Consider the following 13,513-nt stretch of genomic DNA (forward strand, 5'->3'; position numbering starts at 1 on the left):
AACATGAATCTCAAGAGCCTCGCCATCGCCCTGGGCATGTCGAAAACGACAGTCAGCAGGGCCTTGAATGGCTATCCGGAAGTCAATTCCCGTACCCGTGAAATCGTCCTGGCGGCCGCCAAGAAAGTCGGCTACCGGCCCAATCCGCTGGCGCGCAGCCTGGCCGTCGGCCGCAGCAATGTGCTGGGCATGATTTTGCCGCTGCCGTCCAACGAACTGGGCGACAGCGTCTTCCTGTCGCTGATCAACGGCATGTCCGACGCGGTGGAAGCGTCGAAAATGAGTCTGATCCTCTCGCCCGTCTCGCCGCAAAACGAACTGCCGTCGTATGACACCATGATGCGCAGCCATCAGGTCGATGGCCTGGTAGTCGGCCGCACCAAGGTAAAGGACGAGCGCATTGCCTGCCTGATGCGGGCCGGCTTCCCGTTTGTCGCCCACGGCCGCACCTGCATCGACGCGCCGTATGCGTATTTCGATTACGACCACGACACCGGTATCGACCTGGCCGTCTCTTTCCTGCTGGCCCATGGCCACCAGCGCATCGCCCTGCTCAGCGCGCCGCTGGACCTGCATTTTGCCTATGAGCGCAAACAGCGTTTTCTGCGCTGCATGGCGCAAGCGGGCTTGCAGGCCGATCCGCGCCACCTGCTGGACCAGGCGCTCGACCGTCGCAGTGGCTACCAGGCCATGCAGCAATTGCTGGCCTGCTCGCCACGTCCTACCGCCGTCATCGTCGACAACCATCTGTCGGGCGTGGGCGTGGTGCGCGCGCTGATGGATGCCGGCATCACCATTGGCAAGCAGATGTCGGTGATCGTCTGGGGCAGTGTCGAAGACAGCCTGATCGGGATCGACGTCAGCACCATCGCCCAACCCGATGTGCACCGCGCCGGCGCCAGGATGGTCGAGATGCTGCAAGCCTTGCTGGCCGGTACGCCGCCGGAACAACTGCAGGAGATCTGGCAACCGGTGTTGTTGCCGGGGGCGACGGTGGGGCATTGCGTGGAGTGAAAAAAACGCAGCGCCGAAGCGCTGCGTCATAACTTGCCGAGTCGCTGCGTTGACTTACGCCGCGTGTTTGTTGCCATCGGCCAGCAGCGCCAGCAAGCGTGCCTGATCCTGGCGGTATGTCGCCACCGCCTGCTCCTTCACATGGCCAAAACCGCGGATTTTTTCGGGCAGGGCCGCCAGTTCCACGCAGCTGGCATAGTTGTCCGTGCTCAGGTTGACCAGCAGATTGGCCAGCAGCTCGCGGTATTCGACGATCAGGGCGCGTTCCATCTTGCGCTCGGCCGTGTAGCCGAACACATCAAAAGTGCCGCCGCGCAATCGCCTGGCCTTGGCCAGCCATCGGAAGGCATGCCACATCCAGGAGCCGAACTCGGCCTTGACCAGATGGCCTTTGGCGTCTTTTTTGGACAACAGCGGCGGCGCCAGGTTGAACTTGACCGAGAAATTGCCTTCAAACTGCTGCTGCAATTGCCGGGCGAAACGACCGTCCGTGTACAGTCGCGCCACTTCGTATTCATCCTTGTAGGCCAGCAATTTGAAGTAGCTGTTGGCTGCCGCCATCGACAGTTTCTGGCCCAGCCCCAGCACGTTTTCGCGGTCGCGCACCTGGTTGACCAGGGTCAGGTAGCCTTGGGCATAGGCCGCGTCCTGGTAGGCGGTGAGAAACTCCACGCGCTGCTTGATCACGGCGTCCAGGCTTTGCGGCATTTGCATGACGATGGCCTGCGATGGCGTGGCGATGTGCGTGACCTTGCGCACATCGACGGCGGCGCGCCGGCCCCACAGGAAACTCTTTTTGTTCGATTCGATGCCCACGCCATTCAATTCAATCGCGCGCAGCAGCGCCGCTTCGGTGAGCGGAATGCGGCCCTTTTGCCAGGCGTAGCCGAGCATGAACAGGTTGGCGGCGATCGAGTCGCCCATCAGCGCGGTGGCCAGTTTGGTCGCGTCGATAAAGTCGGCCGCCTCGGCCCCGCCCACCGATTCCTCGATCAGCTGGCGCACCTGCGCCGCCGGGTATTGCCAGTCGGCGTTTTGCGCAAAGGTGCCCGGCGGCTGTTGGTGCAGGTTGACCACGGCCAGGCTGCGGCCGGGGCGCATTTTCGAGATGGCGTCCTGGGCGCCGGCCGTCAGCATGTCGCAGCCCAGAATCAGGTCGGCTTCGCCGGTGGCGATGCGCTGGGCGCGGATCTGCGCGGGCGTGGCGGCGATTTTCACGTGCGAGGTGACGGAACCGTTTTTTTGCGACATGCCCGTCATGTCCAGCACGGACGCGCCCTTGCCTTCGAGGTGGGCGGCCATGCCCATCAGCGCGCCGACGGTGATCACGCCGGTGCCGCCGATGCCGTTGATCAGGATGTTATACGGTGCCTCGCAGGCCGGCAGCACGGGTTCGGGCAAGGGGCCGAAATGGTCCTCCTTGCTCGTGCCCGTTCTGGTCTTTTTCAGGCTGCCGCCCTCGACCGTGACAAAGCTGGGACAAAAACCCTTGGCGCACGAGTAATCCTTGTTGCACGATGATTGATCAATGGTGCGCTTGCGGCCAAACGGCGTTTCCTTGGGCAGGATGGACACGCAGTTCGACTGCACGCCACAGTCGCCGCAGCCTTCGCACACGGCGTCGTTGATGACCATGCGTTTGGCCACGTCCGGATAGTCGCCTTTTTTCCTTCTCCGGCGTTTTTCGGCGGCGCAGGTCTGGTCGTAGATCAGCACGGAAACGCCAGGCACTTCGCGCAGTTCGCGCTGCACCGCATCCATGTCCTTGCGGTCGTGCAAGGTCACGCGCGCCGGCAAGTTGGCGCGGTCCGCATAGCGCGACAGGTCTTCGGTGACCAGTGCGATGCGCGCCACGCCTTCGGCCGCCACCTGCTGCGCCATCATCGGCACCGTGATCAGGCCGTCCACCGGCTGGCCGCCGGTCATTGCCACCGCATCGTTGTACAGGATTTTATAAGTGATATTGACCTTGGCCGCCTGCGCTGCGCGGATCGCCAGATAGCCGGAATGGAAATAGGTGCCGTCACCGAGATTCTGGAACACATGGGTCAGGGTGGAAAACGCGGCCTGGCCGATCCACGGCGCGCCTTCGCCGCCCATGTGGGTGGTCAGCTTGTTCATGTCCGGATAGATCGAGGTCGCCATCACGTGGCAACCGATGCCGGCCAGCGCCAGGCTGCCCTCGGGTACCTTGGTCGAAGTATTGTGCGGGCAGCCGGAGCAATAGAAAGCCGGGCGGAACGGTGTATCGACGGCCTTTTTCAGGACTGCATCCTTGGCGTCGAGAAAGCTCAGCCTTGCCTTGATCAGGTCGCACGTGACGGGGTCCGAGATCAGCCGCGCGATGCGGCTGGCGATCACCCTGGCCACTTGCGAGACGGAAAAATCGGCCTTGGACGTGAGCAGCCATTCGCCGCGCGGCGCCACCCATTCGCCCTTTTCGTCGAACTTGCCGATCACCCGCGGGCGCACGTCGTCGCGCCAGTTGTACAGCTGTTCCTTGAGCTGGTATTCGACGATCTGCCGCTTTTCCTCGACCACCAGGATCTCGTCGAGGCCTTGCGCAAATTCGCGCACGCTGTCCGGCTCCAGCGGCCACGGCATGGCGACCTTGAACAGGCGCAGGCCGACCTTGGCCGCCATCGCCTCGTCGATGCCGAGCTCCTCCAGCGCTTCGAGCACGTCCAGGTAAGACTTGCCGGAAGCGATGATACCGAGCCGGGCGTTCGGGCTGGCGATGGTGGTGTGGTTGAGCTTGTTTTCGCGCGCATACGCCAGCGCCGCATAGATTTTATAGTCCTGCATCAGCGCTTCCTGGTTGTGCGCTTGCTGGCCCAGCGGAATGTTTGACAGGCGTGCGTTCAGGCCGCCTTCCGGCATCTGGAAATCGTGCGGAATCTTGACAGTGACGCGGAACGGATCGGCATCGATCGAAGCCGAAGACTCTACCGTATCGGCCAGCGCCTTGAAGGCCACGGTGCAGCCGGAAAAGCGCGACATGGCCCAGCCGTGGATGCCCAGGTCCAGGTATTCCTGCACATTGCATGGGTACAGCAGCGGGATCATCGAGGCCGAGAACAGGTGGTCCGACTGGTGCGGCAGGGTCGAGGAATATGCGCCATGGTCGTCGCCGGCCACCAGCAGCACGCCGCCGTGCTTTGCCGTACCCGCATGGTTCATATGCTTGAAGACATCGCCGCAGCGGTCCACGCCGGGGCCCTTGCCATACCACATGGCGAATACGCCATCGTATTTGGCCGGGCCGATCAGGTCGACCTGCTGCGAGCCCCATACTGCCGTGGCGGCCAGGTCCTCGTTGACGCCGGGCACGAACTGCACGTGATGCGCTTCCAGTTGCTGTTTGGCTTGCCACAGGTTTTCGTCGAGGCCGCCCAGAGGCGAACCCCGGTAGCCGGAAATAAAGCCGGCAGTGTTCAGTCCCTCGGCCTGGTCGCGCAGGCGCTGCATCATCGGCAGGCGCACCAGCGCCTGGATGCCGGATAAAAAGATGGCGCCCGAAGTGGCCGTGTATTTGTCGTCGAGGCTGACGCTGGTCAAACGGGAAGGTTCAAGCGGTGTAGCTGGCGCGGTACCGGCGTTTCTGACGAACGCTGCGGAGCCGTTTTCCGTGGTCACGGACATGGCTGTCTCCAAAAGGGTGGCTCAGATGACGTGTGCAAAGCGGCGGCGCCCGGTAAGGCGCGCGCTCGACAGACGCGATGGCCGCGTGTGTGCGGCTGCCCCAGTGTAGGGCGGAGCAGGGGGGCGCGGCAAATACGCCTTGGCGATGGGGGTATAAGAAAATCTTATGTGGCGTCCAATATGTGCGCGCCTTGCCAGCGGCCGCTGTCGCACAGCTGCGCCGTCACTTGCCGCACCAGCTGTTGCACGGCTGCCCCGGCATTGGTCAGCGGAATGTTTTTCGACGCGCACAGCGCCACCGTGCGGCTCAAGGCCGGGCTGTGGATGGCGTAGCTGTGCATGGCGCCGCTGTCGAGTTCAGCCAGCATGGGCGCGGCCGGCAGGATGGTCGCGCCCATGCCGGCCAGGATCGCCGACTTCAGAATGGCGATCGAATTGATTTCGATCACATGCGCCGCCGTCAGACCGGCGGCGCGCGCGCGGCTGTCGATGCGCGGCCGCACGCCGTGCTGCGGGCCGGGCAGGATCAGGGGCGCGGCCAGTGCCTGCTGGAACGACATGGCCGGGCCGTCGGGCGCATACGGCGCATCGCTGCGGCAGATGAAGCGCATCTCTTCCTCCACCAGCGCGCGGCTGGCAAAGGGCGCCAGTTGTCCGTCGTCGAACAGCACGGCCAGGTTGATGCGGCCCGACTTCAGTTGCTCGGTCAGGTTGCCGGTGATTTCTTCGGTCAGCTGCAAGGTGATTTCGGGGTACTGCGCGCGCGCGGCCAGCAGCAGCGGCAGCGCCAGGGCGCCGGAGATGCTGTGCGGCAGTCCCAGGGTCACGTTGCCGGACGGGCGCGTGGCGCTTTGCGTGACGGCCGAGCGGGCGTCGGCCACCTGTTTCAGAATGGCCTGGGCATGCTCGTAAAAGATCTTGCCGGCGTCGGTGCTGAGCACGCCTTGCGCCGAGCGGTGCAGCAGTTGCACGCCCAGTTCTTCCTCCAGCTGGCGCAGCTGTTGCGTCAGGGCCGGCTGCGCCACGTGCAGGGTCCGCGCCGCGCGCGACAGCGAGCCGTGGTCGACGATGGCGACAAAGTAGCGAAGTTGACGCAATTCCATGGATCGGCAATCTGGTGAGGGAAACGGGCTCTGGCTGCATACAAACCCTGGGCTGGCATGGGCGTTGCCCGGCCTTGCAATTTTGCTATACTCATTCTAGCGCTTCTGGGACGCCCCGGTGCGCACGCCGACGGACTGGTAGGATGAAAACATGCTCAAAAAAGTCGATTCCTTGCAATTAAAAGTGGGGATGTATGTCCATGACCTCAGTTGCGACTGGATGACGCATCCCTTTATGCGCAACCGTTTCCTGCTGCGCAGCGAGGACGAAATCCGCAAGATCATCGCCGCCGGCATCCACGACGTGGTGATCGACAATAGCAAAGGGCTGGACCTGCAGGATGCGCCCAGCGTGGCGCAGGCCGCCGCCGCGATCGAAATCGAGCTGGTGCAAATTGCCAGCGCGCCGCAGCCGGTCACGCGTATTTCACTGAGCATGGAGCTGGCGCGCGCCACCCAGCTGCGCCGCCAGGCGGCCGGCCTGGTGCGCACGGTGATGGCCGACGCACGGCTGGGCAAGGCAGTGGAAATCGAGCGGATCGAGCCCATGGTGCACGATATTACCGAATCGATCCTGCGCAATCCGGGCGCCCTGGTGGGGTTGCTGCGCATCAAGACCAAGGATGACTACACGTTTTTGCATTCAGTCAGCGTGTGCGCGCTGCTGGTGGCGTTTTGTCGTTCGCGCGGACTGGACGCGGCCGCCACCTACCAGGCGGGGCTGGGCGGCTTGCTGCACGATACGGGCAAGGCGCTGGTACCCGACGCCATCCTCAACAAGCCCGGCCCCCTCACGCCGGCAGAATTTGCCCTCGTGAAATGCCATCCGCGCGATGGCCATGCCATCTTGCTGGAAACCCCGGAGCTGGGGCCGATTCCGCTCGATATCACCCTGCACCACCATGAACGGCGCGACGGCAGCGGCTATCCCGACGGCCTGGCCGGCGACGCCATCGGCGAGATGGCGCAGATGGCGGCCATCGTCGACGTGTATGACGCGCTGACGTCCGAGCGCAGTTACCACAAGGCCATTCCAGCGGCCGAGGCGCTGCGCAAGATCTATGAATGGAGCAAATTCCACTTCAACCCCGTCTTCGCGCAGGACTTCATGCGCTGCGTGGGCATCTACCCGGTAGGCACGATGGTCAGGCTGGAGTCGGGCCGCCTGGCGGTGGTGATCGAAGCGCACGAGAGCAATTTGCTGGCGCCCAAGGTCAATGTGTTTTTCAGTACCAAGAGCAACGCCTATATCAAGCCGGAAACACTCGACCTGTCGCGCGGGTTCGGCTTTGGTGGTGCCGACAAGATCGTCAGCCACGAATCGGCCGCCAAGTGGCGGGTCGATCCGATGCGTTTTCTTTCTTTGGCGGATGCTTAAAAAAATTCGGCCGTATCGTTCGAGGCGATGGTGGTCAGCATGCCCTTTTCCACCAGCTCATCGTAGTGGCAGGCCAGGTTGCGGCCATGGCTTTTCGCGTAGTACAGCGCCTGGTCGGCGCGGCCGAGGATGATGACGGGCGCTTCGAAGGCGTTGATGCTGACGAAGCCGACGCTGACGGTGACCTTGCCCACTTGCGGGAAATCGTGGCTGGCGACGTTGGTGCGGAAACGATCGATGATCTTCTGCGCATTGTCGAGGGTGATCGAGCGCAGCAGCACGACAAATTCCTCGCCGCCGAAGCGGAAAATGCGGTCTTGCGAGCGGAATGACGATTGCAGCAGGTTGGCGATCAAAATCAGCACTTCGTCGCCGTACAGATGGCCGAACTTGTCGTTGACCAGCTTGAAATGATCGACATCGACCACTGCCAGCCACTGCTGTTCGGTATTGCTGTGATGGCGGCGCTCTTCGTCGGCCGGCCGCCCCGCTTCGCTGTCGAGCTCGCCGCGAGATTGCAGGATCTTGGCCAGCTGGTCGTCGAAGGTCTTGCGGTTGAGCAGGCCGGTCAGCGAATCGCGTTCGCTGTAGTCGAGCAGGTTCTGGAAGTTGCGGTAGACGCTGACGATGCCGCCGATCACCTGGATGGTGGCGCCCGTATAGGGTGTGGGGTTGGTGATTTCCAGGCAGGTGGTGACCTGGTCGCCGATCCAGATGGGCAGCCACAGCAGATGGCGGCCATCGGCGCACAGCGTATCGCAGCTCGTTTCATGGCGCGCGATGCACGCGGCCAGCGCCGGATAGTCCGACAGCGGTTCGCCCGGCAGCGCGGGGTCGAGATTGTCTTCCATGCGCGCCGGGCTGCCTGCCACGATGATGGCCCGCGCCCGCACGAACACCTGGCCGCGCACGTTGCTCAGCGCCAGCACGCGGGTTTGTGACGCGCAAGCGAGTTCCTGGACCGCCGAGATCACCGACACGTCGAGCATGGTGTGATCGCGGTGGCCGGTCATGTCCACCATGTGTTTCAGTAGGGAATCCATCGTCGTTCTCTGGAAAGGGGTCGCACAAGATTCTTCATACCAACATTGCGTCTAGCAACGCGTTCGTCTACAAGAAGCCAAGGGTTATTTGGTGGCACTAAGCAGCGGCGAGATGCCTTTCCAAAGAAGAGCTAAGCAGGATAATGTTTTTTTGCCTCATAGGCAATTCCGTATGCAAGATTTCATGTAAATACATGCGATTTACCGTATCGCGGTGCTGTCTGCTGTCGTCATCGTTGCCCGGTCGTCCGCGATCTGCTCCCATTTTGCCCAAGCTTGATAATTTCCATATGAAAACTTGTGGCGCGTCAATTTGGCAAATTGCCGGCGTTTTATAGTCATTGCAATGGTGCAGAAATTTACGGCAAGAAACATAGTAGCAGGAATGGACAATGTTTCACACCCGATTGCACCAGGGATTTGTGTTTCACTTTTGGGAGCCTGTCATGAATACCTTCCTGTCAGCAGTGCAGCAGTTCGTCAAGGATGAGGATGGCATTACGGCAATCGAATACGGCCTGATTGCGGCCCTGATGGCCACCGCCATCACGGCCGGTTTCTTGCTGATCAAGACCAACCTGCTGTCTGTCCTCACCCAGATTTCGACCAATCTGGTGTTGACGCCTTAAGCAGGTGCCCGCCGCCGGGCAACCGGTGGCGGGCTTTTCTGACGGGAGCTCCTTATGTCCGCAAGCGTGCTGTGCGATCTGCTGCTGCTGGTCTTCGTGACGGCCGCCGCCGTCAGCGATCTGATGTGCCGCAAGATTCCCAACCGGCTGGTACTGGCGGGCCTGCTTGCCGCGTTCTGCCTGCAGGGCCTGCTGGCGCCGTCTTCCGGCTTGGCGGGCAGCCTGGGCGGCGTGGCCACCGGTTTCTTCCTGTTCCTGCCCCTGTATTTGCTGCGCGGCATGGCCGCCGGTGACGTCAAGCTTATTGCCATGGTCGGCGCCTTTGCCGGACCCTGGCCCACCCTGCTGATCTGCTTGGCCACCTTTGTGCTCGGTGGCCTGATGGCCGTGCTGATCGTGACCTGGCAAGGCAACTGGCGCGCCTGCTGGCGCAATCTGCGCCAGTTGCCGTGGCCGCTGATGGCGCGCACCGCCGGCCTGCCGCTGGCGTCCGCGCCGCCCACGCACCAGCAGAGCGTCGGCAATATGCCGTATGGCCTGGCGATTGCCTTGGGCAGCGTGCTGGTGCAAGGACAAAATTATTTCTGAAACAGATCATTGCTTCGAATCAATGCCCGTTTGTAGTTGCTCGATAGAATGAAATTCTGTCTTTCGCAAGCTAGCCAAGCAGGGGAGAAATCGCATGACCGAGGTCGATTATTTCACCGTCGAGACCAGCCGTCCAGCCGATGCGGCGCTGATGCCACCGTTGCCGCCGCAGCCGAAAAGCTTGCGCGAAACGGGGCTGGAGCGCCAACTGGTGCTGGAACTGATCGCCAAGGCCCTGCTGGTGGGCGGCAAGAGCCACTTGTCGGCACTGACCACGCGCTTGCGCCTGTCGATCAATGTGCTGCGCGAGGTACTCGATTTCATGATCGTCGAGCAACTGGCCGAAGTGGCGTGGCGCGGCGAGTCCGAGATCGACGTGCAATATCAGCTGACAGGCGCCGGCAAGCAGCATGCGGCCGTCTACCTGGAGCGCTGCGCCTACGTGGGCGCAGCCCCCGTCACGCTGGCATCCTACCGCGAGATGGTGGCGCGCCAGTCCTGGCGGGCGCAGGAGCAGCGCGTGAACAGCGACGACCTGGCGGCGCTGCTGGGCGGCGCCCATGCCGGGCCGGGCCTGTTTGATAGCGTCGGCGCGGCCCTGCATTCCGGCCGTTCGCTGCTGCTGTACGGGCCGCCGGGCAGCGGCAAGTCTTCGCTGGCGCTGCAACTGGGCCAGCTGCTCCATGGCCTGGTGGCGGTGCCCCATGCCGTGGTGGTGGGGCACGACATCATCGTCCTGCATGACCCGGCCGTGCACCTGCCACCGGCGCCCCAGCATGGCGGCCATGCACGCCAGGCGCTCGAACGCCGCAGCACCGATATCCGCTGGGTGCTGTGCCAGCGCCCCGTGATCCGGGTGGGCGCCGGGTTTGACGCCGGCACGCTGGAGCTGCGCCATGACGAAGGCGGTGGCTGCTATCAGGCGCCGCCCCATGTGCGCGCCAACAATGGCATGCTCATCATTGACGACCTTGGCTGCCAGCGCCTGCCCGCGCCGCAATTGCTGGCGCGCCTGATGCAGCCGGGTGCCTGTGGCGCCGACCAGCTGGGCCTGCGTGGCGGGGCCGGCATCAGCATGCCATTTGACTATGCCCTGTTGCTGGTCACCAACCTGGCGCCGGCCGCCCTGTTCGATGCCGCGCTGCTGCGCCGCATCGGCTACAAGGTGCAGGTCGGCCCGCTGGGCGAAAGTGCCTACCGCGCCTTGTTTCGCCAGCAATGCCGCGCCACCGGCATCGCTTTCGACGAGCAAGTGCTGCAGCACTTGCTGCGCCAGCTGCATGGCGCCAGCGGGCGGCTGCTACTGGCCAGTACGCCGCGTGAATTGCTCGACCGTATAGCCGACTTCGCCGGCTTTGCCGGTGGCGAAGCGCAATTGACGGTGGCCAGCCTGGAGCAGGCCTGGAGCAGCCTGTTTGCCGGCTGCGACGCGCCTGACGCCGTGCCCGGCGAGCGTATCGCATGAAGAACCGGCGCGCACTGACGATGATGGCGCTGGCCATCGTGCTGGGCCTGCTGGCCGTGCTGCTGGCCTCGCATTGGCTGCTGCGCCAGAGTCCCGTCGGCAAGGGCAAGATCGTGGTCGCCGCCGCCGACGTCAACCTGGGCCAGCGGCTGAACCCTGACCTGCTGCGGCTGGCCGAATGGCCGACCGAAAGCCTGCCCGAAGGCGCGCTGCAGGACCCCCTGGCATTGTCGGGGCGGGTGCTGAAAAGCAGCGTGCTGCGCGGCGAACCGCTGAGCGAGTCGAAGCTGGCGCCGGTCGGCACCCTGGGCGGCCTGTCGGCCCTGATCACGGAAGGGCGGCGCGCCATCACCGTGCGCGTCAATGACGTGATCGGCGTGGCCGGCTTTGCCTTGCCGGGCAATTATGTCGACATTATCGTCAGCACCCAGCAGGATGCGGGCGACCGCACGTATCCGCAAAGCCGCAATATCTCCAAGATCGTGCTCGAACGCATCTTGGTGCTGGCGGTGGCGCAGGAAGTGGGGCGCGATGAAACCAAGCCGCGCGTGGTCAATGCCGTGACCCTGGAAGTGACGCCCGCACAGGCCGAAAACCTGGATTTGGCGCGCAGCGTGGGCAGCCTGTCGCTGGTCTTGCGCAACCAGGTCGACCCGCGGCCGGGCGTGACCGACGGCGCTACCAAACTGACCTTGCTGGGCGCGCCGACGCCCGGGCCGGCGACGCCAGCGCTGGCGAGCGTACCGGCGCCGGTCAAGCCGGCCGCGCCGCGCCGTGTGGCGGCGGTGGCGCCACCGCGCCATTGCAGCGGCCTGATCGATGGCACGCGCGCCTCGCGCGAGTGCTTCTAGCCGCCTCCACCATGGACATCCTCCTATGAAACGCGCCCTGCCGATCCTGTGTTTGATCCTGCTGCCGACAGCGCCGCTGGCCGCCGCCGACACCGGCCCGCGCTGCGGTGGCGCCGCCGCCACGCCTGGCCATCTGCAACTCGAGGTGGGCAAGTCGAGCATGCTGCGCCTGCCCGAAGCGGTATTGCAGCGCAGCGTCGGCAATCCGGCCGTGGCGCAGGCCATGCTGGTGGCGCCGGACACCTTGTACGTGGTGGGCGCCGATATCGGCAGCACCAACATGATTATCCAGGGCAAAAGCGGCGTGTGCAGCGTGGTCAACGTCACCGTCAGCATGGACCCGGCCGGTTTGCGCGCGACCCTGGCCGAACTGATGCCGGAAGAAAAAGCCATCCGCGTCACGGCCGCCGCCGACACCCTGGTGCTGTCGGGCACGGTGCAGGACGCCGATAGCGTGCTGCACGCCGTCGAGCTGGCGCAAGCATATGTACGGCGCGCCACCACCCCGCTGGCGCTGCCGAAACCGGCCGACGGCGCCGCGCCCGCGCCCGCGGCTGCCGTGCCGGGCGCGGGCGCAGCAGCCGGGCGCATCATCAATCTGCTCAATATCAGCGCGCCGCAGCAAGTGATGCTGGCGGTGCAGATTGCGGAAGTATCGAAGTCGCTGCTCGAACGCCTGGAAGTGGGCGCCACGCTGCGCTTTGCCTCGGGCAGCTGGGCCACCACCTTGCTGTCCAATTTCCTGACCGGCGCGGCCAACGGCCTGCTCGACCTGCGCAAGTCGAACGGCCAGCAGCTGACCATCGAAGCGCAGAAACAGGATGGGCTGGTGCGCATCCTGGCCGAACCGACGGTGATGGCGATCAGCGGCCAGGAGGGCAGTTTTTTGGCCGGAGGCAAGATTTTCATTCCGGTTGGCCAGGACAACAACAAGGTCACCCTGGAAGAGCGCGAGTACGGCGTGGGCCTGCGCTTCACGCCTACCGTGCTGTCGGGCGGGCGCATCAACCTGAAGGTGGCGCCCGAGGTGTCGGAGCTGTCGCGCGAAGGCGTCGGCATTTCCAGCGCCGGCGTCAGCGGCCGGTCGATTTTGCCGGTGATCACCACCCGGCGCGCCTCGACCACGGTGCAGCTGTACGACGGCCAGAGCTATGCGATCGGTGGCCTGATCAAGAACAACCAGGTCAGCAACGTCACCGGCCTGCCCTGGCTCAGCGAGCTGCCGGTGCTGGGCGCCCTGTTTCGCAGCACCGATTTCCAGCATGACCGCACCGAACTGCTGTTCGTCATCACGGCCCACCTGGTCAAGCCGCTGCCGCCCGCTGGCGCCGTCTTGCCGACGGCGCAGCTGACGCCGCCTTCGAGGATGGATCTGATGTTGAACGGCAAGATGGAAGGCGCGCCGCCGCCCTTGTCCGTGCCCGCCACGCCGCCTGCGGTGGGCGGCTTCGAGTTGCCATAAGCCGGGGAGCCATGCCATGCGATTGACGACACTGACCTTGATGCGGCGCCTGGCGCGGTTGGCATTGCTGGCGCCGCTGCTGCCACTGGCGGCCTGCGTGCAAGGCGGCACGCCGCGTTTCGATGCGCGCTTTGGCCAGGCCACGCGCCTGGCCATGGCGCAGCAGGTGCAAGACCCGGCCGCCGCCGGCAATACCGCGCCAGCCAACGGCCTGGACGGTGCCAGCGCGCGCGCCGTCATGGAACGCTACCGCGCTTCGTTTGCCGAGCCGAACGGGCAAGTGGCGCCGCCGGTGTCCTTCCTGCTGGGAGGTAATGGTGGAAAATAGACGCCAGCTT

The 13,513-nt window shown here is 64.2% G+C and carries 11 protein-coding genes; 8 read left to right on the plus strand and 3 right to left on the minus strand.

Annotated elements, in window-relative coordinates:
- Positions 1-3: 3 nt before the first annotated feature.
- Positions 4-1,014 (plus strand): substrate-binding domain-containing protein, encoded by a 1,011-nt coding sequence (locus CD932_RS11780; RefSeq protein ID WP_094442810.1) that lies wholly within the window; start codon positions 4-6, stop codon positions 1,012-1,014.
- 54 nt (positions 1,015-1,068) lie between these two features.
- On the opposite strand, the gene CD932_RS11785 is transcribed toward CD932_RS11780, so the two are convergent.
- Positions 1,069-4,656: an indolepyruvate ferredoxin oxidoreductase family protein gene (locus CD932_RS11785; RefSeq protein ID WP_094442811.1), complete on the minus strand. Its 3,588-nt coding sequence runs from the start codon at positions 4,654-4,656 to the stop codon at positions 1,069-1,071.
- A 164-nt stretch (positions 4,657-4,820) separates the two neighbouring features.
- Entirely contained in the window at positions 4,821-5,759 is a 939-nt protein-coding gene (locus tag CD932_RS11790) for a LysR substrate-binding domain-containing protein (protein WP_094442812.1), read from the minus strand.
- A gap of 151 nt (positions 5,760-5,910) precedes the next feature.
- Here CD932_RS11790 and CD932_RS11795 point away from each other — a divergent pair, with 151 nt between their 5' ends.
- Complete coding sequence (locus CD932_RS11795) at positions 5,911-7,137, plus strand: HD-GYP domain-containing protein (RefSeq protein WP_094442813.1); 1,227 nt, start codon at positions 5,911-5,913, stop codon at positions 7,135-7,137.
- Here the strand turns inward: CD932_RS11795 and CD932_RS11800 are convergent.
- Positions 7,134-8,180 carry a GGDEF domain-containing protein gene (locus tag CD932_RS11800; protein ID WP_094442814.1) on the minus strand — a complete coding sequence of 349 codons (1,047 nt, stop codon included), beginning with the start codon at positions 8,178-8,180 and terminating at the stop codon, positions 7,134-7,136. The two genes, CD932_RS11795 and CD932_RS11800, sit on opposite strands and share 4 nt — an antisense overlap.
- Before the next feature lie 446 nt (positions 8,181-8,626).
- On the opposite strand from CD932_RS11800, the gene CD932_RS11805 reads away from it, so the two are divergent.
- The 6 genes from CD932_RS11805 to CD932_RS11830 all read left to right on the plus strand — a co-directional run bounded on the left by CD932_RS11805 (position 8,627) and on the right by CD932_RS11830 (position 13,503).
- Entirely contained in the window at positions 8,627-8,809 is a 183-nt protein-coding gene (locus CD932_RS11805; protein ID WP_094442815.1) for a Flp family type IVb pilin, read from the plus strand.
- Between the two features lie 54 nt (positions 8,810-8,863).
- Positions 8,864-9,397 (plus strand): prepilin peptidase, encoded by a 534-nt coding sequence (locus tag CD932_RS11810; RefSeq protein ID WP_094442816.1) that lies wholly within the window; start codon positions 8,864-8,866, stop codon positions 9,395-9,397.
- A 94-nt stretch (positions 9,398-9,491) separates the two neighbouring features.
- Positions 9,492-10,862: an ATPase gene (locus tag CD932_RS11815; RefSeq protein WP_094442817.1), complete on the plus strand. Its 1,371-nt coding sequence runs from the start codon at positions 9,492-9,494 to the stop codon at positions 10,860-10,862.
- The gene (gene cpaB / locus CD932_RS11820) at positions 10,859-11,713 is read left to right on the plus strand and encodes a Flp pilus assembly protein CpaB (RefSeq protein ID WP_094442818.1); all 855 of its coding nucleotides are present in this window, start codon (positions 10,859-10,861) and stop codon (positions 11,711-11,713) included. The genes CD932_RS11815 and cpaB overlap by 4 nt, the downstream gene beginning before the upstream one ends.
- A gap of 25 nt (positions 11,714-11,738) precedes the next feature.
- Positions 11,739-13,175 (plus strand): type II and III secretion system protein family protein, encoded by a 1,437-nt coding sequence (locus CD932_RS11825; RefSeq protein WP_094442819.1) that lies wholly within the window; start codon positions 11,739-11,741, stop codon positions 13,173-13,175.
- Positions 13,176-13,191: 16 nt separating this feature from the next.
- On the plus strand, positions 13,192-13,503 hold the full coding sequence (locus CD932_RS11830; RefSeq protein ID WP_094442820.1) for a hypothetical protein: 312 nt from the start codon (positions 13,192-13,194) through the stop codon (positions 13,501-13,503).
- Positions 13,504-13,513: the final 10 nt, after the last annotated feature.

The sequence above is a fragment of the Janthinobacterium sp. PC23-8 genome, assembly GCF_002250505.1.
Taxonomy (GTDB): Bacteria; Pseudomonadota; Gammaproteobacteria; order Burkholderiales; family Burkholderiaceae_D; genus Janthinobacterium.